The organism is Microbulbifer rhizosphaerae, assembly GCF_014191725.1.
In the GTDB taxonomy this organism is placed as follows: Bacteria; Pseudomonadota; Gammaproteobacteria; order Pseudomonadales; family Cellvibrionaceae; genus Microbulbifer; species Microbulbifer rhizosphaerae.
Genome location: NZ_JACHWZ010000006.1, coordinates 132,434 through 156,097, shown reverse-complemented (window position 1 = coordinate 156,097; position 23,664 = coordinate 132,434). Strand labels below are relative to the sequence as shown.

General features: G+C 61.4%; 21 protein-coding genes and 4 tRNA genes. 20 read left to right on the top strand and 5 right to left on the bottom strand.

The genetic code is table 11. The annotated features are described in order from the left end of the window. Positions 1-385: 385 nt before the first annotated feature. Positions 386-955, top strand: a complete 570-nt coding sequence (locus tag FHS09_RS08150) for a hypothetical protein (protein ID WP_183458620.1) — start codon at positions 386-388, stop codon at positions 953-955. Between the two features lie 139 nt (positions 956-1,094). On the opposite strand, the gene FHS09_RS08145 is transcribed toward FHS09_RS08150, so the two are convergent. Further along, positions 1,095-2,489: an adenylate/guanylate cyclase domain-containing protein gene (locus FHS09_RS08145; RefSeq protein ID WP_183458618.1), complete on the bottom strand. Its 1,395-nt coding sequence runs from the start codon at positions 2,487-2,489 to the stop codon at positions 1,095-1,097. Positions 2,490-2,692: 203 nt separating this feature from the next. Here FHS09_RS08145 and FHS09_RS08140 point away from each other — a divergent pair, with 203 nt between their 5' ends. Both FHS09_RS08140 and FHS09_RS08135 read left to right on the top strand, forming a co-directional pair. Next, positions 2,693-3,256, top strand: coding sequence for a nitroreductase family protein (locus tag FHS09_RS08140; protein WP_183458616.1), 564 nt, complete (start codon positions 2,693-2,695; stop codon positions 3,254-3,256). 186 nt (positions 3,257-3,442) lie between these two features. Further along, positions 3,443-3,530: transfer RNA gene (locus tag FHS09_RS08135), tRNA-Ser, on the top strand. A 130-nt stretch (positions 3,531-3,660) separates the two neighbouring features. Here FHS09_RS08135 and FHS09_RS08130 read toward each other — a convergent pair. Beyond that, a complete protein-coding gene (locus tag FHS09_RS08130; RefSeq protein ID WP_183458614.1) occupies positions 3,661-4,158 on the bottom strand; it encodes a hypothetical protein in 498 nt (165 codons plus the stop codon). 182 nt (positions 4,159-4,340) lie between these two features. On the opposite strand from FHS09_RS08130, the gene FHS09_RS08125 reads away from it, so the two are divergent. Continuing rightward, positions 4,341-5,369: an isoaspartyl peptidase/L-asparaginase family protein gene (locus FHS09_RS08125; protein WP_183458612.1), complete on the top strand. Its 1,029-nt coding sequence runs from the start codon at positions 4,341-4,343 to the stop codon at positions 5,367-5,369. A 199-nt stretch (positions 5,370-5,568) separates the two neighbouring features. On the opposite strand, the gene FHS09_RS08120 is transcribed toward FHS09_RS08125, so the two are convergent. Further along, a tRNA-Arg gene (locus FHS09_RS08120) sits at positions 5,569-5,644 on the bottom strand. Positions 5,645-6,122: 478 nt separating this feature from the next. Here FHS09_RS08120 and FHS09_RS08115 point away from each other — a divergent pair. The 13 genes from FHS09_RS08115 (at position 6,123) to FHS09_RS08055 (ending at position 17,630) form a co-directional block, all read left to right on the top strand. Next, positions 6,123-6,305, top strand: coding sequence for a PA3496 family putative envelope integrity protein (locus FHS09_RS08115; RefSeq protein WP_183458610.1), 183 nt, complete (start codon positions 6,123-6,125; stop codon positions 6,303-6,305). Positions 6,306-6,594: 289 nt separating this feature from the next. After that, positions 6,595-6,906: an STAS domain-containing protein gene (locus FHS09_RS08110; RefSeq protein WP_221191865.1), complete on the top strand. Its 312-nt coding sequence runs from the start codon at positions 6,595-6,597 to the stop codon at positions 6,904-6,906. 9 nt (positions 6,907-6,915) lie between these two features. Then, complete coding sequence (locus FHS09_RS22780; RefSeq protein WP_183458608.1) at positions 6,916-8,646, top strand: SpoIIE family protein phosphatase; 1,731 nt, start codon at positions 6,916-6,918, stop codon at positions 8,644-8,646. 126 nt (positions 8,647-8,772) lie between these two features. Beyond that, positions 8,773-9,447 (top strand): cytochrome c biogenesis heme-transporting ATPase CcmA, encoded by a 675-nt coding sequence (gene ccmA, locus FHS09_RS08100; protein WP_183458606.1) that lies wholly within the window; start codon positions 8,773-8,775, stop codon positions 9,445-9,447. Continuing rightward, complete coding sequence (gene ccmB, locus FHS09_RS08095; protein ID WP_183458604.1) at positions 9,437-10,141, top strand: heme exporter protein CcmB; 705 nt, start codon at positions 9,437-9,439, stop codon at positions 10,139-10,141. The genes ccmA and ccmB overlap by 11 nt, the downstream gene beginning before the upstream one ends. A gap of 14 nt (positions 10,142-10,155) precedes the next feature. Further along, complete coding sequence (locus FHS09_RS08090) at positions 10,156-10,899, top strand: heme ABC transporter permease (protein WP_183458602.1); 744 nt, start codon at positions 10,156-10,158, stop codon at positions 10,897-10,899. Between the two features lies 1 nt (position 10,900). Then, complete coding sequence (gene ccmD, locus FHS09_RS08085) at positions 10,901-11,119, top strand: heme exporter protein CcmD (protein ID WP_183458600.1); 219 nt, start codon at positions 10,901-10,903, stop codon at positions 11,117-11,119. Between the two features lie 146 nt (positions 11,120-11,265). Then, positions 11,266-11,715 (top strand): cytochrome c maturation protein CcmE, encoded by a 450-nt coding sequence (gene ccmE / locus FHS09_RS08080; RefSeq protein ID WP_183458598.1) that lies wholly within the window; start codon positions 11,266-11,268, stop codon positions 11,713-11,715. Then, positions 11,712-13,697 carry a heme lyase CcmF/NrfE family subunit gene (locus tag FHS09_RS08075; RefSeq protein WP_183458596.1) on the top strand — a complete coding sequence of 662 codons (1,986 nt, stop codon included), beginning with the start codon at positions 11,712-11,714 and terminating at the stop codon, positions 13,695-13,697. Before ccmE ends, FHS09_RS08075 begins: the two co-directional genes overlap by 4 nt. Before the next feature lie 62 nt (positions 13,698-13,759). Beyond that, the gene (locus tag FHS09_RS08070; protein ID WP_183458594.1) at positions 13,760-14,665 is read left to right on the top strand and encodes an O-methyltransferase; all 906 of its coding nucleotides are present in this window, start codon (positions 13,760-13,762) and stop codon (positions 14,663-14,665) included. 5 nt (positions 14,666-14,670) lie between these two features. Next, positions 14,671-15,261: a DsbE family thiol:disulfide interchange protein gene (locus FHS09_RS08065; RefSeq protein ID WP_183458592.1), complete on the top strand. Its 591-nt coding sequence runs from the start codon at positions 14,671-14,673 to the stop codon at positions 15,259-15,261. Beyond that, on the top strand, positions 15,224-15,820 hold the full coding sequence (locus FHS09_RS08060) for a YigZ family protein (protein WP_343057441.1): 597 nt from the start codon (positions 15,224-15,226) through the stop codon (positions 15,818-15,820). The genes FHS09_RS08065 and FHS09_RS08060 overlap by 38 nt, the downstream gene beginning before the upstream one ends. 238 nt (positions 15,821-16,058) lie before the next feature. Further along, positions 16,059-17,630 carry a BCCT family transporter gene (locus tag FHS09_RS08055; RefSeq protein ID WP_183458590.1) on the top strand — a complete coding sequence of 524 codons (1,572 nt, stop codon included), beginning with the start codon at positions 16,059-16,061 and terminating at the stop codon, positions 17,628-17,630. A 182-nt stretch (positions 17,631-17,812) separates the two neighbouring features. Here the strand turns inward: FHS09_RS08055 and FHS09_RS08050 are convergent. Together FHS09_RS08050 and FHS09_RS08045 are read right to left on the bottom strand one after the other, a co-directional pair. After that, positions 17,813-17,889, bottom strand: a tRNA-Asp gene (locus FHS09_RS08050). A gap of 49 nt (positions 17,890-17,938) precedes the next feature. Beyond that, positions 17,939-18,014: transfer RNA gene (locus FHS09_RS08045), tRNA-Val, on the bottom strand. Positions 18,015-18,179: 165 nt separating this feature from the next. Between FHS09_RS08045 and FHS09_RS08040 the strand changes: the two genes are divergently transcribed. The 3 genes from FHS09_RS08040 (at position 18,180) to smc (ending at position 23,642) form a co-directional block, all read left to right on the top strand. Next, complete coding sequence (locus tag FHS09_RS08040; RefSeq protein WP_183458588.1) at positions 18,180-18,695, top strand: cytochrome c-type biogenesis protein CcmH; 516 nt, start codon at positions 18,180-18,182, stop codon at positions 18,693-18,695. Continuing rightward, the gene (gene ccmI / locus FHS09_RS08035; protein WP_183458586.1) at positions 18,688-19,911 is read left to right on the top strand and encodes a c-type cytochrome biogenesis protein CcmI; all 1,224 of its coding nucleotides are present in this window, start codon (positions 18,688-18,690) and stop codon (positions 19,909-19,911) included. Before FHS09_RS08040 ends, ccmI begins: the two co-directional genes overlap by 8 nt. A 218-nt stretch (positions 19,912-20,129) precedes the next feature. Then, a complete protein-coding gene (gene smc, locus FHS09_RS08030; protein WP_183458584.1) occupies positions 20,130-23,642 on the top strand; it encodes a chromosome segregation protein SMC in 3,513 nt (1,170 codons plus the stop codon). The last annotated feature ends 22 nt before the right edge of the window (positions 23,643-23,664 follow it).

Below are 23,664 nucleotides of genomic sequence, written 5' to 3'. Positions count from 1 at the left end.
CTGCCTGAGCTCAGCCTGGTCGCCTGCGGGAATATTGAGATAGAGCGTGAAAACTTCTACGACGATCTGGCCGGGCCGGTTACCTGGCGGCATAGACCTGGGGTCCGGCAATGGAACAGAAGAATACCACGGCAAAGGGTTTCCTTGGGTGCTGCCTGGCTGCCAGCTTCAGGTGATAGAAGGTTACCGTGCGTTCCGGTAATAGCTGCCCAAGGTGCTGGATGTAAAATGAACCGTGAAAAGAGAGGAATACAATCAACTCGTGGAGACTTTGATATCAGTTTGTCGTATCTGGTTGAGCGGACGTGGTTTTAACAAATGGCATCCTTCGAAGTGGATGCTGCCGACTGAGTAAATCTTGGAACTACAGGACAAGGAGAGAAAAATGAGCACTTACCTGGTACGGGCCGAATGGGCAATCGATCATGTTAAAAATACCGTGCGTATTAAAGCGGGCAATCGGGCAGAAGGAATCAATCGAAGGCAGGATGAAAGAGTCGGTACGAACGATTGGATCACCCGAGGCAGAAAGTTTGCCCGCCAACAGTTTGCACAACGCAACTTGCAACCCGGTCTCGGCGAGGCGGATATCAGAGCCCAGGTGGCAGCATTTTCCAAGTGCGGTAATTGTACCGAACAATCGGCTCTCGCCTTCGAGTATCTTCGCGGTCGCGGTGAGCGCGGACTGGCGTGGATGGGCTTGCCGGACCAGGATCACATGTTTGTGGTGATGGGGCTGCACACGCAGCCGCGGGACAATGCTTTTTTCAGTATCGGTGGCGGCACTCCCCAGGGTTGGGGACCCAATGCCGTGGTCTGCGACCCCTGGTATCACGAATGGTTTCTGGTCCGGGACGACTGGAACCGGAAGATTCGCCATATCCTGAATGAATCGGGCGGTGCTCTGCTACCGGACGGAACATGGTGCAAAATCCAGTGCCGCGCTTATGTTTGATAAAAGTTATAGATTGGTCAATGCAGGAAGCATCCAGAAGGACGGCGACCACGTATATATAGGCAGAGCAGGATCTGTAAGGGTGGACGGCAGCTGCCGGAGCGCAGCATTTGTGAAAACCGCTTTAGGTTAGGGCCCGCTAAATAATGACCTTGCTTTTCAAAGTCGCCGCCGCCTTCTCCAGCGACTGCAACACTTTGTCCTTGTCGTAATTGCGGATCTTGTCCAGATCCAGATGCATGGAGAAACCGGGTGCGTGATCTTCCATATAGCTTTGCTGGCCGCCGAGATTCTTGCGCAGGTCGGTGACCTGGTAGACCTTCACCGGGGTGCTGAAGCCTTTTACGGTGACATGGCCCTTGTCGCGGCACATGACCGAGTGCTTGATCATCGCCCAGGTTTCGTGGCTGATCAGTATCTCCCCTGGTTCCGCGGCGCCCTCCAGGCGGGCGGCCAGGTTTACGTGGGTGCCCATCACCGTGTAGGACTGGTGGCTGGCGGTGCCGAAGATGCCCACGGTGCAATAGCCGGTATTGATCCCCATGCGCACTTGCAAAGGCCGGGCTATGCCCTTGTTGTACCACTCCTGTTTCATTTCCCGGACCCGCTTGCGCATGGCCAGGGCCATGGCCACGCAGCGCAGGGCGTCCGACTTGGGGCCTTTGCTCGCGTCGTCGCCAAATACCACCATCACCGCGTCGCCGATAAACTTGTCGATAGTGCCGCCATACTGGCTGGCGATACGCGACATCTCGGTGAGGTAGCTGTTGAGCAGGTTGGTAAAGACTTCAGCCTCCAGTTCCTCGGTGAGCTGGCTGAAATCCTTGATATCCGAAAAAAACACTGTGAGGAGTTTGCGTTCGGTGACCAGCTCTCCCTCTTGGCCGGTGGTCACCGCGCGCCACAGGCGCTGGGGCAGGTATTTGGACAGCTTGTAGGTGCGCATCTTGCTCACGTGCTGGTCCGTGGTGAGGGTGCGGTTGGTGCTTCTGAGATTGGCGATCTGCTTGTGGGTGTAGAAGGCGTAGGCGCAGAAGTAAGTGAACACCCCGATCAGGCTGGCGGCGCTGATGTTCAGGTCCGCGTTCACCACCAGTGCCGGGCGGTATATCAGGTAGCCGACGCCCACTCCGAGCAACAGCCCGGTGTTGTGCTCGAACCAGCGGCGGCCTCCTCCCTCGGTCAGCGCGTTGAATTGCACCATGGTGACAAACAGCAGGCTGGGGAGCAGGCTGAAATTCGCCATTGCGATGGCGCCGCCGATCAGCCCAGCGTCGCTGAAAGACAGCCAGCGGCGCACAGTGGTGGCATTTTCCGGGTGGGCGCGCCGGCCAATTTGATAGGCGATGGCGGTGTATACCAGCAACAGCGCGGCCATGGCCAGGGGCAGCAGTTTGTCGGTGTTCCAGGGGGCTGACCAGTTGACGGCGTTGAGCAGAGTCCCCACCGCGGCAAAGCAGATCAGGGTACGGAAATAGAGCGGGTAGCGGGAATCGACCGCGAGCCCGGTAGTCCCCTCAGGCTGGTCCTGCATGTGTGGTTGTCTTTATTCAGTGAACAGAAAAGTTGGCACCGATCCATCGGCTTCTTCCTATTGAGTGGCCGGATGCTCGCGCCTGGTAACGCTAAAGTGTACTCCGGGAGGGGGCGGATTGCGAAGACTCTCTGTGGCGCCCGTGGAAACAACGGGCCTGTAATAGGATAGAATTCCCCTCTGCTGTTTTATTGGAGAGCGCTATGGACGCCCTGTTCGCACTGCACAACCGAGTATCCACCGGATTGCTCACTGAACCGGCTCCCGGGGATCGGCAGCGTAGGAATATTTTTCGCGCAGCGCTGCGCGCCGCGGACCACGGTTGCCTGCGTCCCTGGCGCTTCCTTCTTGTGGAGGGAGAGGCCCGCCATCGCCTTGGGGAGTTGTTCCTGAAAGCCGGCGAGCAAGCGGAACCCGCGCCTCTGGCGAAAATCCAGAGAGAACGCTTTCTCGCCATGCCCCTGCGTGCACCGCTGATCGTGGTGGCGGTCACCCGTCTGGTGGAGAATCCCAAGGTCCCGTCTATCGAACAGAGGATGTCCACCGCCGCCGCCGTACAGGCCATGCTGACTGCCGCCTTTGCCGAGGGAGTAGGGGCCTACTGGCGCACCGGTGCCCTGGCTGCCAACCCGCTGGTCGCCGGCGGCCTGGGTCTGGCGGAAAATGAGAGGATCGAGGGCTTCATCTACCTCGGCACCCCCCAGAAACCGCCTCGCGCGGCGCCGGAGCTGGCAGTGAGCGACTACTTCGCCACCTGGGAGGGGTAGTAACGCTTGCACAGCGGACTTCCTTTGTGTAGAGTGCGCGCTCGCTGAAGAGGCTATGTGCCTGATTTGGTGGAACAATTTGCTTCAGATGGTCCGGAATACAGAGACTGGATGAAGTGACGAACACGCAGGCATGCGGACTGGAAGCTCTTAAAAAAGCCGGTCAAAACGCAACAATCAGAATTTGGTGAGGTGTCCGAGTGGCTGAAGGAGCACGCCTGGAAAGTGTGTATACCGAAAGGTATCGAGGGTTCGAATCCCTCCCTCACCGCCATCTTTAAAAGAACCCGGCTTTGTGCCGGGTTTTTTTATGGTGCCGAGGGGGTTGAATGAGAGCCCCGGTTCGAGCTGGAGTGCGGAGACCAGCGAGCGCAGCGAAGCTATCCCTCCCTCACCGCTAACCCCTACTCTCTGAAGTTGTGTTCGTCTACCAGCAGTTTATTGGGCTTACGTATACTGCTTTTCAGATAGCAGCCAGAATATTCAAGTGTTGCCACTACCTGCTGATTGCCGCCACCCACATGCTGGGTCGACAGGCTCAAGGCACAGCTGCGCGCTTGAGAAATATGGTGGGGGAATCCGGCAGGATCGATAAAACTGTCGCAATACTGGGTCTGCTTTTGTGCCACAAAACTAACGGGAATATACGTGTGGCTCCAAGAGTAGTTGCCTCCGGGCATATGGCCCGCTGCCGTTGCGTGAATGGAGAATATCTGGCTGACATCCATATCCATTTGTACCCAGTGATAGGGTTCGTTATTCACTGGCGCAAACCCGCCGCACCTGTCCAGCTCCGCGGGTAGTTCCTGCACGGGTAGCGGCCCGGCAATAGCGGAAAAAGACAGGGCGGCGCCCACAACAATCAGGGCGGTGAGTGATTTTTTTTGCGGTAGGGTAATCATGATTATTCCTCTCTATTGATGACTTCACCCTTGGGTCGCGAGAGATGGCATAAGGGTTCAAATTTTTACCCTGCCGCGGCAATGGCGGCGGACACTCCTTGATACGGCACGGCGCTCTTCGCAACTACCCCGGCTCAGGGATATAGTTGTCGTCTTTCCGTCCTGGTAAAAAGGCATCAACTATGAACAAGACAGCCCTGTTTACCTGCTGGTTGCTTTCCCTGTGCTTTTGCCTGTCTCTGCAGGCAGAGGAATCACCGATTGCCATCGTCATCCACGGCGGCGCCGGCACCATCGAGAAAAGCAAACTCAGCCCAAAGCAGGAACAGGCCTACCGCGACAAACTCACCGAAGCGGTAAATACCGGCTATGCGGTGCTCGATAAAGGCGGCAGCAGCCTGGATGCGGTCACCGCGGCGATCCAGGTGCTGGAGAATTCACCCCTGTTCAACGCAGGCAGGGGCGCGGTCTACACCTACGATGGTCAGCACGAGCTCGACGCGTCGATTATGGACGGCAGGACCCGTCAGGCCGGCGCCGTGGCCGGAGTCAGGCGTATCGCCAATCCGATCAGCCTCGCGCGTATGGTGATGGAAGATTCGCCCTTTGTAATGCTCGCCGGCGAGGGCGCGGAAGACTTTGCACAGGCCCGCGGGGTGGCGCTGGTGGACAACCGGTCCTTCGATACCGAGCAGCGCTTGCAGCAACTGCACAAAGCCAGGGAAAAGCTGCAAGAAGAATTACAGCGGGACGGGGACTACCGGGCTGCGGTAGGGAGCCTGCCGCCGGCGCTCAAAATGGGTACCGTCGGTGCCGTCGCCCTGGACAAGCGGGGTGACCTCGCCGCCGGCACGTCCACCGGCGGCATGACCGCCAAGCGTTACGGCCGTATCGGCGATTCCCCGGTGATCGGCGCCGGCACCTTCGCCGATAACCGCTCCTGCGCCGTATCCGCCACTGGCCACGGCGAGTACTTTATCCGCTATGGCGTGGCTGCGGATATCTGCGCGCGGGTGCAGTACCAGAATAAGTCGGTGGGGCAGGCGGCGGATGAGGTGATCAATCAGGTGCTGTTGCCTGTGGGAGGCACCGGTGGGGTGATTGTGCTCGACACCGGAGGCGATATTGCCATGGTCTTCAATACCAAGGGCATGTACCGGGGCAGCCGCACCGCCCGGCAGCCCACCCGGGTGGAGATCTTCAAGAAGTAGCGCCCGGCACGGACTCGGTGCTAAATTTCGCGATGAAACCTGTAAAAAGGACCTTCAGCCATGAAAAGAGCCAAAAAGAACCGCCGGCAACTGGAGCGCTCAGTGCAGATTTTTTGGGGCTGGGTATTGCTGGTGGGGTTGTTTGCGGTGGTGCTTATGTACACCGCCCTCGCCTGAGTTTCCTCGGGAGAAGAGTGAATGGCGCCCCCGGGTGGACTCGAACCACCAGTCCGGACTTAGGAGGTCCGTGGTTTATCCTGTTAACCGACGGGGGCGTGTCGACTCGGACGCCGAAAGAGCGCGGTATTCTAACGGCTAGCGCGCCCCGCGCAAAGCGCGCCGGCTGATTTTTCCGGCCGCCCCGGCTGCAGGCCTCTCCCTCGCAACCATCGGACCTTTCTCTGTCTTCCAGTCCGGATGTCACTCGCGGTAACATTCCGGTTACTCTGTTTCCACCTCGTTTCCCCTGTTTGCAGTCATCGATCTTTCGAAAAACTGTCGCGAGTTGGTCACCATTAACCGCTATTTTGGGGCCGCCGCCGCCGATTGTTGAGTACAATTTTTCACCTGTTGCGAGGTGCCAAAAAGGCGTGAAAAAAACTTGTTTACGGGGGCAAAGTTTTTCTTGACCGGGGTCGGCGAAGCTGGCTAATCTCGGCGGCACAACAACAAGAAACGTGTACGGCAACCCCTTGTGGGGCGCTGTAGATAGGGTGTTTTCTGCGCTCGCAGATCGAGATTGTGGAGTTTCGTATGAGCGGCAACGTTAGCGAACATGACCTTGATTTTGATAACGAGGACATCCCCCAAATAGCCACAGAGGTACTCAAGCAAGCCTCGTCACAGGCTCCCCGCGATGCCCGCCGAATGGTCGAGGACAAGTTGGAGGAAATGCGGCTGCGGCGGGAACTGATGGACTACGATTACGACTTTTAGCATCCTGCCATACCTCTAATGGCGCATTCAGGGGTATGACAGGCACCGGACCAAAAGGCGCCGGGGATGGCGTCTTTTGTCGTTCCGGTGGCCCGGGAATCGCGGACGGCACCTCTTTACCTGATGAGGCGAACGCTCTATTGTTCGTCCCTGTAGGTAGGCGGTTTAGTTCTTTTTGACTTGGAACCGGTACCTGCCGATGGTGGTCTGGCAAGGTATAGCGCGGCAACTTCAGTTTGAGTTGAAAAGGAATTTCGCGATGATGGTATCCGAAAGAAGCAGGGCACGAGTGTCCTCTGAACTATCCGAGAGCGGCGAGGTGCTGACCATCAGGGTCTCGGGCAGCTTTGATTTCAATATGCACCGTGAATTCCTGCGCGCCTACCAGAACTTCTCTCCAGCGCCCAAACTCTACTGTATCGACCTTTCCGAAACTCTCCATCTGGACAGCGCCGCTCTCGGAATGCTGCTGCTGTTGCGGGATCACTGCCTGGATACTGCCGAAGACGGACTGCCCTGCATCGAACTGCAAAACGCCAACGAGCATGTGGCCAATATCCTCGCGGTGTCCAATTTCGACAAGATTTTCAAAGTCCGCTGAGGATTCGGCGTGCCCGGACCATACCGTGTACTGGTGATCGAGGCCGACATACGGGAAGCCGGGCGGCTGCTGCGGCTGCTGCGGACCTGCGCTGGCGGCGAGCCCGGAGCCGGGGCACTGGAACTGGCTGTGCGGCCAGACACCGCCACCGCCCTCGCCGATTATCTTCAACTGCGTCCCGACCTGGTAATCTACGGTCCCGCGGCGGCTCGGGATGCGGCAGCCGAGGACCTGCAGCAATTGCGCGGCAGGGCGGGTACCGATCCGGTGCCCATCCTGTTTGTAAGATCCGACCGCGAAACCCTCTCCTCCGCCTGCCTGAAAACCGGCTGTGACGACATATTGTTCACCCCCTACAACCCGATTCTGGTGCAGTTGAAGCTCGCGGCCCTGCGACGTTTCAGTCACTTCAACCGCGCCCTGCAGGCCCAGCGCATCCGCATACGGCGCAGCCACGCGGACCTGCTGCAGGAGCAGGCCAGTGCGCGGCAGATTTTCGACAAGCTGGGGCACGAGAGCTGCCTGGACCAGGCTTCCGCCATCCGTTACCACCTGTCCCCGCGCGCAGTACTCAACGGAGACGTGCTGGCGGCGGCCTACGCCCCCGGCGGCAAACTGATGCTGCTGTTGGGGGACTTTACAGGGCATGGCCTCGCCGCCGCCGTAGGGGCGGTACCGCTCACCGCCAGCTTTTACTCCATGGTGCCCAAGGGCTTTTCCCTCGGTCATATCCTGCGGGAGATCAACGCCAAGCTGCACCGCATACTGCCATCCAATATGTTCTGCTGTGCAGTGGTGTTCGAACTGGACCCGCACAAGCGCCATATCCGCCTGTTCAACGGTGGTATGCCCCGGGCCTGCCTGCGCCGGCGTTCCGGTGATCTGCGCCTGCTGGAATCCCGGCACCTGCCCCTGGGGGTGCTGGAAGAGGCCTGGGTGGAAGAGGCCATAGTACATATACCGGTGGAAGCGGGAGATCATCTCTATCTGTGGAGCGATGGCATCCATGAGGCGCACAATCAGCGGGGCGAACTGTTCGGCGAAGAGCGGCTGCTGCAGGCCGTGATCGAGCCGCTGGCGGAGGGGAGGCGCTTCGACCACCTCCTGAATACGGTCAACGCCTACAGTGCCGACCAGCACGATGATCTCTCGCTGGTGGAGGTGGCCCTGGACGAAGTGTCGCCTGTCACGAACGCGGCAGAGGTGGCTGTGGATACCGCTGCGCAGAGAGGGGGGATCGGCGACTGGTCGCTCAACTTCACCCTCGGCCCCGAGGAATTGCGCGACGCCGACCCGCTGCCGCTGCTGCACAGCGTGCTGGCGCAGGTACCCGGTGCCTGCAGTTTTCACGACCATCTCACCATCGTCCTCGGCGAACTGTTCCGCAACGCCCTGGAGCACGGCCTGCTGCGGTTGGACAGCGGGCTCAAGCAGACGGACCGGGGCTTCACCGAATACTACCGGCAGTTGGAGGAGGGGCGCCGTCGGCTGCGCGAGGGTTGGATTCGTATCCAACTGCGCTGCCGCGACCGCGGTGCCAGCGGCGAGCTGGAGGTGGTAGTGGAGGACAGCGGCATCGGTCTGCGGGGCGCGAGCGGGAGCGACAACGCCTACTCCGGGCGCGGCCTGCCGCTGCTGAAAGCCATTTGTCGGGAGGTGGAGATACAACCGGGCAGCAGCCGGGTGAGGGCGACACTCAACTGGGGCGAAGCTGTATCCACTGAATCTCTCCATCCCTAGGGGCGGTCCACATCGGGATCAGAAGTACGGCTAATCCATTCCGGTCAATGTGGAATTCCATGCAATTGCCGCCAGCCCCGGTATAATGCCGCTCAGTTTTTCATCAGTTGCGGCGTTTTCGGCACTATGTCAGTTACCCCCGAATCCCACAGTCTGCTAGAAGTGCGCCAGCTGTCCTGCGAGCGGGACGGCCGCCGCCTGTTCGCGGGCCTGGACTTCGAGCTGGTTCCCGGCGCGGCACTACAGATCGAGGGCGCCAACGGCGCCGGCAAGACCACCCTGTTACGCACCCTGATCGGCAGCGCCGGCGATTTCAGCGGTGATGTACGCTGGAACGGGCTGCCGTATCCCCGGGCCCTGCCGCAACTGCGCGAGGCCCTGCTGTATATCGGCCACCAGGCCGGCGTGCGCCGCGGCCTGACCCCGGCGGAAAACCTCGCCTGGTACGGTGCGGGGAGAGGCGAGGCGCTGCTGGCGTTGGAACAGCTGGATCTCTACGGTTTCGAGGACACCCTCTGCCAGCGGCTCTCCGCCGGGCAGAACCGCCGTGTGGCCCTGGCGCGGTTGTTCCTGCCCAAGGCCCCGCGACTGTGGATACTGGACGAGCCCCTGGCCGCGCTGGACACCGCCGGTGTGTCCCGCCTGCAGGGACAGATGGCCTTCCATTTGAGTCGCGGCGGTAGCCTTCTGTTTACTTCTCACCAGGCGGTGGCGCTGGCGCAATTGCAGCGAATCGACCTGGCCGCCTACGTCCCGACCGAAACGGAAGAACCCTTCGCGGGGGGTGCTTATGCCGGCTGAAACCGCTCCCACTGTGTTTCGTGCCGGCCCCGGCTTTGCGGCCCTGCTGCGGCTGGAATTGCTGCTGGCCCTGCGCCGCAGCGCGGATATCGCCAACCCGCTGCTGTTCTTCGTTACCGTGCTGGCCCTGCTGCCACTGGGGGTGGGGCCGGAACCGGAACTGCTGGCACGAATGGCGCCGGGGCTGATCTGGGTGGTAGCCCTGCTGGCGACGCTGCTGTCCCAGGAAAGCCTGTTTCGCAGCGATTTCGAGGACGGCTCCCTGGAGCAACTGGCGCTTTGCCCGCAACCACTGTATTTCGCGGTGATGGCAAAGGCGGCGGTGCATTGGCTGGTGACCGGCTTGCCGCTGGCGCTGCTGTCGCCGCTGTTGGGGCTGATGCTCAGCCTGCCGGCGGAGGGCTATTTATGCCTGTTGATTTCACTGTTGCTGGGGACCGCCAGCCTGAGCCTGATCGGCGCCGTGGGCGCGGCTCTCACCGTGGCGCTTCGGCGCGCCGGGCTGTTGCTGGCGCTGATTGTTATGCCGCTCTATGTGCCCGTGTTAATCTTCGGCACCGGTGCGGTGCAGGCGGCTGTCGACGGCTACGCCTACGGCGCGCAGCTGGCGGTACTGGCGGGGCTGTTGGCCGCGGCGGCGGCGCTGGCGCCGCTGGCGGCGGCGGGTGCGATCCGTATCAGCCTGGATAATTGATGGGGAGGTCCCGTTTGGCTTGGGAATGGTTTCACCGCTTGGGTTCACCGCGCTGGTTTTACCACAAGACCGGCGCCTGGCTGCCGTGGCTGGCGCTGGCGAGCCTGGTACTGCTGGCCGTCGGCAGCGCCTGGGGCCTGGGTTTCGCGCCGCAGGACGCCAAGCAGGGCAACAGCTACCGGATTATCTATATCCATGTGCCCGCCGCCTTCCTGGCCCTGGCCGGCTACTACATCATGGCGGTGAGCGGTGCCATCGGCCTCATCTGGAAAATGAAACTCTCCTTCGTGGTGATGCGCGCAGCGGCGCCCATCGGCGCGGCGCTCACTTTTATCGCACTGTTCACCGGCGCCCTCTGGGGCAAACCCACCTGGGGCACCTACTGGGTGTGGGATGCGCGCATCACTTCCATGCTGATCCTGCTGCTCCTGTATATCGGCGTGCTGGCGCTGTCTCGCGCCTTCAGCCGCGAGCAGGTGGGGGACAGGGCCTGTGCGCTGCTGGCGCTGGTGGGTACGGTGAATATTCCGATTATCTACAAGTCGGTGGACTGGTGGTTTACCCTGCACCAGCCGGCCAGTATCAAGTTGACACAGTCCAACAGCATAGACCCGAGCATGTTCTATCCGTTGCTCACCATGATTGCCGGTTTTTACTGTTTTTATGCCTGGACCCTGATCGCGCACACCCGCAGCCTGGTGTTGCAGCGCGAGTGGCGCACCCAGTGGGTGCAGCAGGCACTGGGGGAGGGGAGCTAAGATGCAGTTCCAGTTTTCCGGCCTTGCCGATTTCCTGGCGATGGATGGCCACGGTGTCTATGTGTGGAGTTGCTACGGCGTCACCCTGTTGGTTTTGGTCGGGCTCGCGATCCAGCCGGCACTTCATCGTCGCCGGTTGCAGCGGGAGCTGCAGCGGCAGCGGCGCATTTCAGAGGCCAGAAGGCAGAGATCGGAAAACAGAGTGGCCGAACCCGTATAAGAGCGGCTGCGCGCCGCGATCGGCTTTCGCCCTCTCCCCTTATGGGAGAGGGCCGGCCTCTTTCCCTAACCCTCTCCCCACGGGGAGAGGAGACCGGGCCGGCGGGGCCCAAAATTGATTGAGACATCCGGAGCAAAACGGACACCATGCATCCAGCACGCAAACAACGCCTGATTCTTTTGGTACTCCTGGTGGCACTCTCCAGCGCCGCGGTGGGCTTTGTCACCTACGCCATGCGCAACAACATCAACTACTTTTACGCTCCCAGCGCCTTCGCCGCCGGCGATGTACCCTTCGACAGGCGCATCCGCGCTGGCGGCTGCGTGGTGCCCGATAGCGTGCAGCGCGCACCGGACAGCCTGGAGGTGCGCTTCGCGCTCACCGACGGCGAGGCGGATCTGGAGGTGATGTATGACAAGCTGTTGCCGGACCTCTTCGCCGAGGGAGAGGCCGCGGTGGTTACCGGCGTACTGATGCGAGACGGCACAGTGCGCGCCGATCAGGTGCTGGCCAAGCACGATGAAAATTACACGCCGCCGGAAGTGGCGGATTCGATGGGCGAAAACGCCAGCTGCGCGGACGGGGCAAAACTATGACCCCGGAATTTGGTCACTTCGCGCTGATTGTCGGCCTGCTGCTTTCCGTGGCGCTGGCCGCGGTGCCCATGGCCGGCAGCTATACCGCCCGCCCGCTGTGGATGGAAGCGGGCCGCTCACTGGCCCTGGGGGTGCTGGTGTTTACCGCCATCGCCTTTGTGTGCCTCACCGTCGCTTTTGTACAGAGCGATTTTTCCGTTTTGTACGTGGCGCAGAACTCCAACAGCATTCTGCCGCTGCACTATAAGATCACCGCGGTGTGGGGCGGCCACGAGGGCTCGATCCTGCTGTGGCTGCTGATGCAGGCCGGCTGGGCCGCGGCGGTGGCCCTGTTCAGCCGGCAACTGCCGGTGGAGCTGGTGGCCCGTGTACTTTCGGTGCTGGGCCTGGTGCTGGTGGGTTTCTTCCTGTTTATCCTGCTCACCTCCAACCCTTTCGACCGCAGCCTGCCGTTTCCGCCAGTGGAGGGCACCGACCTCAACCCGCTGTTGCAGGACCCGGGGATGATCATTCACCCCCCGCTGCTGTATATGGGTTATGTGGGTTTTTCCGTGGCCTTCGCCTTCGCCATCGCCGCATTGCTCGGCGGCCATCTGGACAGTGCCTGGGCCCGCTGGGCGCGCCCCTGGACCGCGGTGGCTTGGTCATTTCTCACCCTGGGCATCGCGCTGGGCAGTTGGTGGGCCTACTACGAACTGGGCTGGGGCGGCTGGTGGTTCTGGGACCCGGTGGAGAACGCCTCCTTTATGCCCTGGCTGGTGGGCACCGCACTCTTGCACTCGCTCGCGGTGAGCGAAAAACGTGGCCTGTTTAAAAGCTGGACCATCCTGCTGGCCATTTTCGCTTTCAGCCTGAGCCTGCTGGGCACTTTCCTGGTTCGCTCCGGGGTGCTCACCTCGGTGCACGCCTTTGCCACCGACCCGCTGCGCGGCGGATTTATTCTCGTCTTCCTGGCTATTGTGATCGGCCTCTCCCTGCTGCTCTTCGCCCTGCGCGCGCCGGCGGTGAGTGCACAGAGTGTTTTTTCTTTCCGTGCGCGGGAGACCTTCCTGCTCGGCAACAATGTTCTCCTGGTGCTGGTTATGGGTGTGGTGCTCACCGGCACCCTGTACCCGCTGCTGGCGGATGCGCTCAACTGGGGCAAGCTCAGCGTGGGCCCGCCGTTTTTCAATATGTTCTTCGTACCGCTGATGGCACTGCTCTGCCTGCTGCTGGGCCTGGGTATTCACGCCAACTGGAAGGACAGCCGCTGGGACAAACTGCTGCGCGCCTGGGGCCCGCCGTTTGCCGTTGCGGTGATTGCAGCGCTGGCACTACCCTTTGCCCTGGGTGGGTTCCACTGGGGCGCAGCCCTGGGGATTTTTATCGGCGTCTGGATTGTCGCGGCCAGCGTAGCGGATATTTTTGCCAAAACCCGCAACGCCGATTCTTTTGCCGCCGGACTCAGGCGCCAGCGCGCCAGCTATTACGGCATGCATCTGGCCCATGCCGGCCTGGCGGTGACGGCGCTCGGTGTGGCGCTGACCAGTGTGTACAGTGTCGAGCGCGACCTGCGTATGTCCCCGGGCAGCAGCTATGAAGTGGCCGGCTACGATTTCCGTTTCGACGGCGTGCGTTCCGTGCAGGGCCCCAACTATCGCGCCTCCGAGGGCGTGCTTTTTGTCAGCCGCAACGGCGACGCGGTGGCAGAACTGCTGCCGCAGAAACGCAATTATCTCTCCGGTGGCAATACCATGACTGAAGCGGCCATCGACACCGGCCTGTTCCGCGATCTCTACGCGGCCCTCGGCGAACCGCTGGACAAAGACAATCCCGGCGGCGACTGGGGGGTGCGCCTGCAGTACAAGGCGTTTGTGGTGTGGATCTGGCTGGGTGCGCTGTTGATGGCCATCGGCGGCGGCATCGCGGTGGCGGACAAGCGCTATCGCAAGGTGAAAGCGGCGCGGGCGACAGAAGTCAATGCTGCCGTGGCTGCGGCCTAACGAAAGGCTATGGGGCGGGTGGATGTCCTCTGATTCTTGTAACTAAAAAAAGAAACGAACTTATGCGAAAGTCGGAGTTCTTCATGGAGCTTTCGGGTGATGCCGGCGGTATGCTGCCATGGCGAACATATCGGGATTATTACGAATTTGCACGCAATCATTCGGGGTGCTCGATCGTCGAGCTGGGTACTGGGCGAGGTGCCAGTACGATCGCGCTTGCAGCCGGGTTGAAGGATTCCGGGCGAGAAGGGTTCGTTCATGCGGTCGATCAGTTTTTCCAACATGCTCCCGGTGGGCCGCATCCAGCCAGTCTCCGGGAGTACGGAGAGGCTACCGTTGATATGAATCTGACTGCGTTCCGCGACAATCTCAGCCGGTTCCATGTCAAAGACAAGGTGAAAGCCCAGGTATCGCGCACCACCGACGCCCTGATTGATCCGGCAAGCGATGGTCCCTTCGACATGCTGGTGATCGATGTAGACGGCTACGTCGACAGGGATCTGGAGAAGTATTTCGACTACCTTGAGCATGGCAGTCTCATTATCATCGATGATTACCGCGATTCCGTGAATTCTCGCGGTGTGACCAACCTGGAACGTTTCAGTCGGCTGGGGGTGGATAAGGCTGGGGAGAAGATCGATCGGTTGTCATCGTACGAACGTGGTCGACTACTGGGCAAGCATTTGCTGACCTATCGATTGATTGAAAGAATGGTGAAGCTTGGGCTGCTCGAACCCTTGAAGAATGTGCGCGGAACGCTGTTCTGTCGGAAACCCCTTGGTTCCGCAGCGTTCGAGGCAGTTTGGACCGCATCTATATCGCGTGCCGTCGAAGAATCCGTGGTTGATGATTTCATGCACCTCCTGCGCGGAGGGCGCACGGATTTCCCCCTTTCGATGCGCTACTGGCGACCTCATGCGGCACGGATCGCTCGGCGCTTCATGAACCGGATCGGGCGAGCTGAATAGAGATAATGGCCAGATTGAAACTGTTTCTACCGCTGATAATTTTCGCCGCGCTGGCGCTGTTGTTTTGGCGCGGCCTCTCCCTCAATCCCCAGGATATGCCTTCCGCCCTGCTCAACAAGCCGGTGCCGCAATTTTCCCTGCCGCAGTTGGCCGAGAGTGGAAAAGAAAAAACCATGCAACGTGGCGATTTGCCGGCGAAATCACTGTTGCTGAACGTGTGGGCGACCTGGTGCATTGCCTGCCGCGTGGAGCACCCCTTTTTAAACAAGCTGGCGGAAGAGGGCGTGCCCATCGTGGGCATCAACCTGAAAGACGACGGCGCGGAAGCGCAGAAATGGCTGGAAAAATTCCACAATCCCTACCTGTTCAGCATCGCCGACAAAGAGGGGCGCCTGGCCCTGGATCTGGGCGTATTCGGCGCGCCGGAAACCTTCCTGGTGGATGCGGAGGGGGTAATTCGCTGCAAACATGTGGGCGTGGTGGACGATCGCATCTGGCAGACCAAGCTGCAACCGCTGTATCAAAAATTGCAACAACAACCCTGGGACGAATTTGCCGGTGAGCTATCAGATTCCCTGCTCGCCCGTTGTCGCTGAGACGGAAGAAAAGAAAAGCCGTTTTATCTGCTGGCTCGGGCCGGTGCAGGACAAGGCGGCTTTCCAGCAACAGCTGGACGCCGTTCGCGCACAATACCCGGACGCCACCCACCACTGTACCGCAGTGGTAATCGGCAACCCCTCAAACCCCGAAGTGATGCAGGCGGACGACGACGGCGAGCCCGGCGGCAGCGCCGGGCGCCCCATGCTCGAACTGCTGCTCAAGCAGCGGGTGGGCAATGTGGGTGCCATCGTCACCCGCTATTTCGGCGGCACCAAACTGGGCGTCGGCGGTCTGATGCGCGCCTACCGCGGCGCAGTGGGCGCCGCACTGCAACAGGCCGATCTCAAACCCTTCGTTCCCCTGCTGCAGGTCCAGGTAACCTGCGACTTCGCCCAGGAATCGCGCCTGCGCTTTCTCGCCGGCCAACATCAGGGAACCTGCTCAGATGCTGATTACAGCGAAAAGGTCAGCATGCAGCTGAAACTGCCGCAGAACCACTGGCCGGCGCTGAAAGAGCAGCTGATAGCGGAAGGCTTCAAAATCCTCACTGACTAACCCCCCCCCGGGACCGCGGAGCTCCAGCTCCGCAAGCCCCGCAAAGCGGGGCCATATCCCAAAACTTGCCCGCCCTCCCGTATAGCGATACTTTTACTGCAGGCAATCACATCAATAACAAGCGCGGGCTATCTCATGCTACAGGCCCTAATCGCCAGAGGCGCAATCCTCAGCCTGTTCAAACTCCTTGAGCGCGGCAGAGCCCGCGACCTGAACGGCTTCGTCTTCGGAGCGACCAGTGGATAGCCACGCGGGCCTTGTTTATTTTCGCAAAACGACGGGGCACTTAAAGCCCATTACCTTCTGGCCGGCGTTGATCGGCATCCTGCTGGTTCTGGTAGCCACCGCGGTGGATAAACAAAACTTTATCCAGCTCACTTCCGCTGTCAACGCAGCGATAATCGAAAACTTTTCCTTCCTGTTTCTCTACGGCGCCCTGGCACTGCTCGCCCTGTGTATTTATATTTTCTTCTCACCCCTCGGCCGAGTGCGTATCGGTGGGGACGGCGCTGAGCCCATCTATTCTCCTTTTCGCTGGTTTTCGGTATCCCTCACCACAGTCATCGCCATGGGCATCCTGTTCTGGGCGGTGGCGGAACCGGTGGTACACCTCCATGAACCACCGCCCTTTGCCGGCGTTGAACCGGGCGGCGCAGAGGCAATGCGCTTCGCCATGTCCAGCGTGTTCGTACACTGGACTCTGGCGCCCTACGCCATCTACACCGTCGCCGCTCTGGCCTTCGCCCTGGCTTTCTACAATTGCGGCCACAGCTTTTCCGTCGGCTCTTTGTTGCGGCCCTTGCTGGGAGATCACTTGGGGGAGAAGACTGCACAGGGCATCGACGCACTGGTACTGTTCGCCGTGGTGGTGGGAATGTCCGCGGTGTTGAGTGCCGGCCTGCTGCTGATTGGCGACGGCTTGCAGGTGCTGTTCGGCATCCCCAAGTCTCCACAGGTTTACGCCGCGACGGCGGCGTTTATCGTCGCCGTCGCCCTGCTCTCCGCCGCCAGCGGCCTGCGCCAGGGTATACAGGTCCTTGCCCGTATCAATACGGTGTTGTTCGTATTGCTGATGCTGTATGTACTGGTTGTGGGGCCCAGTATCTTTATCGTCAAACTGGGCAGCCAGTCCCTGGCCGAATACCTGGCCGGCTTTATCCCGCGTCACCTGCTTTTCAATGAGCCCGCATCCAGCCGCTGGTCCGGCTGGTGGACCACCGCTTTCTTCGCCAGTTGGTTTGCCTGGGCCCCCTTGTCCTGCCTGTTTCTGGGCAAGATAGCCCGGGGTTACACAGTGCGGCAGTTTATTCTGGTCAATTTGCTACTGCCGTCCATTTTTGGCTTTTTATGGTTTTCCACCTTCGGACTCTCCGCGCTGTACTTCGATATCCAGAATGACGGTGCCATGTACGGTGTCTATCGGAGCGAGGGACTGGCAGCCATGGCCTACCAGCTGTTCAGTTATCTGCCCGGCAGCATTATGCTCAGCCTGTTTTTTATCTTCGCCTGTTTTATCTCTTTTATTACTGCAACGGATTCCAATACGGATGCGATAGGCGGGCTCTGCATGCGCTCGGTCACCGCCGAGCATATGGGATCGCCATTCGGGGTCAAGCTGCTGTGGGCCAGTGTGATTGGGATTGTGGGCTGGTGCAGTGCCACTTATCTCGGTTCCGATGGGATCAAGATGCTGGCGAATTTGGCGGGGTTGCCTGGGGTTTTGATTGTTCTGGGGAGTGGCGGAAGTTTGGGGCTTATGGCTTATCGGGCCCACCTGGTGAAGGATTACGAAGAGGAGGGAGCCAATTGAATTTTATTGGAAAGATTGTCGCCCTGCTGCTGGCTTGAACGGGATGGGACTGATGAGCGCCGTCCATGGCGCTCACCCTACGGGCGCCTTCGGCGTCCAAAATTGTTCCAGACAATTTTGTCGCACGCCGATCAAACATATACGAAAAAGGCCCACACTTTCGTGTGAGCCTTTTTCGTATATGGCGGACCGGACGGGACTCGAACCCGCGACCTCCGGCGTGACAGGCCGGCATTCTAACCAACTGAACTACCGGTCCGCGATCCCTGCTTCCCTTGTGAAAACCTGCTCGGCAGGTGAAAGGGAAGTGGTGGGTGGTACAGGGGTCGAACCTGTGACCTACGGCTTGTAAGGCCGCCGCTCTCCCAACTGAGCTAACCACCCCGCGTCAGGAGCTGCGTATCTTAATGATATTTTTTTGCCCGTCAACGCCTCCGGTGAAAAAATTTTTGTCTTTCAATAAGTTAAGCCACCTTCCCGGAGACATCGGGGCGTGTGCCCCGTCTGGTGGCGCTGCTATAATCGCGCAAATTTCCGCCGGAGCCCCCCGTGAGACAGACAAGCTGTCGAGCCCTGATTGCCGCTGCACTGTGTGCCTGCCTGTCCCTTGCCGCGCTGGCGGCAGTGGAGGTGGAGCAGTTGTCCACGCCGGAGCTGCAGGCGCGCTATGAAGTGCTGATCGAAGAGATGCGCTGCCCCAAGTGCCAGAACCAGAACCTGGCGGGTTCCGATTCGCCGGTGGCGGGGGATCTGCGCCGGGAAATCCGCCGGCTGCTGGAAGAGGGCTTCACCGATAGGGAAATATCCGACTACATGGTGGCCCGCTATGGGGATTTTGTGCTCTACCGTCCCCCACTGCAGCGCAATACGCTGGCCCTGTGGCTGGCGCCGGGGGTATTTGCGGCTATCGGGCTTGTGGTGCTGATAGTGATCGTTGCGCGCTCGCGCAGCGGCTCCGGCGCGCGCCAGGATGACGCCAGCGGCGAATTGAGCGAGGACGAGCGCCGGCGGCTGCGGCAGCTGCTGGGGGAAGACGAGAACGGCGGGAAGCGACAAGATGACTGAACTCTGGCTGGGCCTGGCGCTGCTGATTCTGCCGCTGGCCTTTGTAATTCTGTGGCCGGCGCTGCGCGGCGTTGGCGCCCGGCAGGCCTCCGACAAGCGCGCGGCGCTGGCGGCCCTGTATCGCGAACAGCGCGCGGAACTACAATCCGCCCTGGACAGCGGTTCGATCGACCGGCAGCAGTATGCGCAACTGGAAGCGGAGATGGCGCGCAACCTGCTCGCGGCGGAGGAATCCGCTGGTGCGAAGGCCTCGTCCGGCGGCGGCCGTAGTCTGCTGATCGGCCTGGCGGCGCTGGTGCCACTGTTGGCGCTGGGGCTCTACGCCTTCTCTGACCGCTACGACGACTTGGCGCTGTATCGGGATGTCGTCGCCAGCCAGCAGGGGCGCTCCGACGAGCAGGCCGAGGCGCGGATCACCCGCCAGCTGCGCGAGCGCACACAAACCCACCCGGAAGACCTTACCGGCCGCTATGTGCTGGCACAGCGCCTGCTTGTAAGTGGTGACCCGCTTGGCGCAGTGGCTGAGTATCGCGCGATAGTGGCCAGCGAGCCCCAGGCGGTGGGGATCAAGGCGGAACTGGCGCAGGCGCTGTTCTTCGCCGGCGGTTCCAGGGTCACCGAAGAGGTGCGCGAGTTGGTACACGAGGTGCTGCAGGTACAGCCGGGTAACGGCACCGCGCTTGGCCTGGCGGGCATTGCCGCCTTCGACCGGGAGGAATACCGGGCGGCGCGGGACTACTGGCGGCGCGCGCTGGACCGGCTGTCGCCTGATTCTATGGCGGCACAAGCGCTGGCCGCCGGGGTGGCCCGGGCCGAGGCTGCGCTGGCGGAACAGGGTGAACCGGTGGCGGCCAAGGCCGACGCCCCGGCTGCCGACGGCTCGGCGATTCGCGTGGAGGTGAAGCTGGGCGAAGGGGTTTCCCCCGAGCCCGCCACCCCGGTATTCATTTACGCCCGCGGCGCCGACAGTCCCATGCCGCTGGCCATCGTCAAACTCACTGCCGGCCAACTGCCCGCCGAGGTGGTGCTGGATGAATCCCGCGCGATGATGCCGGGGCGCTCCCTGAAAGGTGCGGATTCAGTGCAGTTGGTGGCGCGGCTGGCCGTCAACGGCGACGCGAGACCGGCGCCGGGGGACTGGCAGGGTGCGGTGGAATCTCTGCCCAGGTCCGAGTGGAACAAGCCGCAGGCCATCACCATCGACGACGAGCTGTAGGAGCGGCCGTTGGCCGCGATCGGTGCCTGTCCCGGCAGCAAGGCCGATCGCCCTACACAATCCTGCGAATCCCGGGGCCTGCGGCCCGTATACGGAGCTGGAGCCCGCGTTCCCAGCTTGTGAAATATGCGCTGAAACCACTGCCGCCGCCATGTACAATCGCGTATTTGGTGCGGCCACCGCTCGCCGGCATAGAACAAATACCGAGTTAACAATACATGCGTCTGAAGTGCATCAAGCTTGCGGGTTTCAAATCCTTTGTTGACCCGACCACTGTCTATTTTCCGTCCAACCTGAGCGCCGTGGTCGGCCCCAATGGCTGTGGCAAGTCCAACACCATCGATGCGGTGCGCTGGGTGATGGGCGAATCGTCCGCGAAGAACCTGCGCGGCGACTCCATGACCGACGTGATCTTCAACGGCTCCAGTGGTCGCAAGCCGGTGGGCCAGGCCTCCATCGAACTGGTGTTCGACAACTCACAAGGCAAACTGCAAGGCGCCTACGCCGCCTTCGCCGAGATCTCGGTCAAGCGCAAGGTGACCCGGGACGGCCAGAACAACTACTACCTGAACGGCGACAAATGCCGCCGCCGCGACGTGACCGACCTGTTCCTGGGCACCGGCCTGGGCCCGCGCAGCTACGCGATTATCGAACAGGGCATGATTTCCAAGCTGATCGAGGCCAAGCCGGAAGAGCTGCGCGTATTCATCGAGGAGGCCGCCGGTATTTCCAAGTACAAGGAGCGCCGCCGCGACACCGAAAACCGCATGCGCCGCACCAAGGAGAACCTGGAGCGCCTGACTGATATCCGCGACGAACTGGACCGCCAGTTGTCGCGCCTGGAGCGCCAGTCTGCAGCGGCGGAAAAATACAGCCGCTTCAAAGAGGAAGAGCGCAGCCACAAGGCCCACCTGCAGGCACTGAAGTACCGCGACCTGAACGACCAGTCCAGGGCCAAGCAGCATCAGATCGGCGAGCTGGAGCTCACCGTGGAAGAGCTGGTGACCCGCCAGGTCAGCTGCGACACCGATATCGAACAGAAGCGCGTGGGCTATCACGAGCTGTCCGACAGCTTCAACGAGGTGCAGGGCCGCTTCTACGCTGTGGGCGCGGATATCGCGCGCCTGGAGCAGAGCATCGCCCACGCCCGCGAGCGCAACACCCGCCTGCAGTCGGATATCCAGCAGAACGAACAGGAATACCGCGAGGCGGAGACCGGACTGGAGGCGGACCGGGAAAAGGCCGCCCAATTCGAGGCCGAACTGGAAGTGATCGTGCCGGACCTGGAGATGGTCCAGGCCGCCGAGGAGGAGTCCGCCCAGGCGCTGCTGAGCGCCGAAGACGCCATGCGCGACTGGCAGAACGAATGGGACCAGTTCAACCAGGGCGCTTCCGGCTCGCGCCAGAAGGCGGAAGTACAGCAGTCCCGCATCCAGCACCTGGAGACCTCCCGCCAGCGGCTGCAGGAGCGCATCAACAAGCTGCAGGCGGAGCAGGCGGGCCTCAGGGACAGCGGCGATGACGGCGAATTCGAGCAGCTGAACGAACAACTCGCCGAACTGGAACTGCAAGTGGGCGAGCGCCGCGAAGCGGTCGCCGAGAAAAATGAATCCCTCGCCGAGCTGCGCGGCCGCGAGAGCGATATCGCTTCCGAGCTGGACCAGTTGCGCCTGCAACTGCAGACCAGCCGCGGCCGCCAGGCCTCCCTGGAAGCGCTGCAACAGGCGGCGCTGGGGCAGGGCAAAGCGGTGGAGAACTGGCTGCAGCAGCAGGCGCTCGCCGACAAGCCGCGCCTGGCGGACCAGATCAGCGCCAGCCCCGGCTGGGAAAAGGCCGTGGAAACGGTGCTCGGCGCCCAACTGCAGGCAGTCTGTGTCGATCAGCTCGAGAGCCTCAGTGGCGGCCTCTCCACCCTGGAGAGCGGCCAGGCAGTGTTTATCGACGGTGCCGGCGTCAACCCCGCCACCGGCGGCAGCCTGCCGGCGCTGGCGGATGTGGTGCAGATTGAAAAAGGTCCGCAGTCCCTGGCCGGTATCCTGTCCGGTATCTACACCGCGGAAGACCTGAACGCGGCACTTTCCAGCCGGGCCCGATTGCAGGCCCACGAATCCATAGTCACCAAAGACGGCCTCTGGCTCGGCCCCAACTGGCTGCGGGTCAGCCGCGCCACCGACGCCGAGGCCGGCGTGCTGGCACGCAAGCAGGAACTGGAGGAGCTGGAAGCTTCCATCGCCGCCTGCGAGGAGCAGATCGAGCAGCAGGCGGAAGAGCGCGAGGCGCTGCGCCGCCGGGCGGTGGAGCTGGAGAGCGGTATCGAGCAATCGCGCAACGAAGTGGAGCAGTTCAGTCGCCGCGAAGCAGAGCTGCGCAGCCAGCTGTCCGCCCGCCGCGCCCGCGCCGAGCAGATGGACGAGCGCCGCACCCGCGTGGAGCAGGAAATTACCGAAGTGCGCGAGCAGCTGGAACTGGAGGGCGAATCCCTGTCGGAAGCGCGGTTGCTGTTGCAGGAGGCGGTGGAGGCCATGAGCGACGACACCGACCGCCGCGAAACTTTATTGGCGAGACGCGATGAACTGCGCGAGGCCCTGGATGCGGCGCGCCAGCGCGCCCGCGAGGACAAGGACCGCGCCCACGAACTGGCTATGCGCGAGCAGTCGGTGCGCACCCAGATGATATCCCTGGAGCGCACCCTGCAGGTGATGCGCGAGCAGCTGGAGCGCCTGCGCAGCCGCCGCGAACTGCTGCAGGAACAGATGGCGGAGACCCAGGACCCTTCCCAGGACTTTCGGGCCGAGCTGGAGGAAAAACTGGCCGAGCGCCTGGAAGTGGAGGCGGAACTGGGCGAGGCGCGCAAGAAATTGGAAGAGGTGGAGAGCGGCCTTCGCGAGCGGGAACAGGAGCGCCACAAGGTGGAATCCGCCCTGCAGGGGGTGCGCGCACAGCTGGAACAGGAGCGCCTGGCCGAGCAGACTTTAGAGGTACAGCGAAACGGCCTGGTGGAGCAGTTGCGTGAGACCGATTTCGAGGTGGAGCAACTGCTGGAGGAACTCCCGAACGACCTGACCATCGAATCTGTACAACAGGAACTGGAACTGGTCGCCGCGCGCATCTCGCGTCTGGGACCGATCAACCTGGCGGCGATCGACGAATACAAACAGGAATCCGAGCGCAAGAACTACCTGGACCGCCAGTACGGCGACCTCACCGACGCACTGGAAACCCTGGAAAACGCCATCAAGAAAATCGACCGGGAGACCCGCACCCGCTTCAAGGAGACCTTTGACCAGGTCAACAGCGGCCTGCAGGAACTCTTCCCGAAAGTGTTCGGCGGAGGCCACGCCTACCTGGAGTTGACCGGCGAGGACCTGCTGGATACAGGCATTGCGATCATGGCGCGCCCCCCGGGCAAGCGCAACAGCACCATTCACCTGCTCTCCGGTGGGGAAAAGGCGCTCACCGCCATTGCGCTGGTGTTTTCCATCTTCCGTCTCAACCCGGCGCCCTTCTGTATGCTGGACGAGGTGGATGCGCCGCTGGACGACGCCAACGTGGGCCGCTACGCGCGCATGGTGCAGGAAATGTCGGAGCATGTGCAATTTATCTATATTACCCACAACAAAATCGCCATGGAGATGGCTCACCAGTTGCTGGGGGTCACCATGCACGAACCGGGCGTATCCCGCCTGGTATCCGTGGATGTGGAAGAGGCGGCCGAACTGGCATCCGCGTAGGGAGGCGTAAAGGAGAGACGCT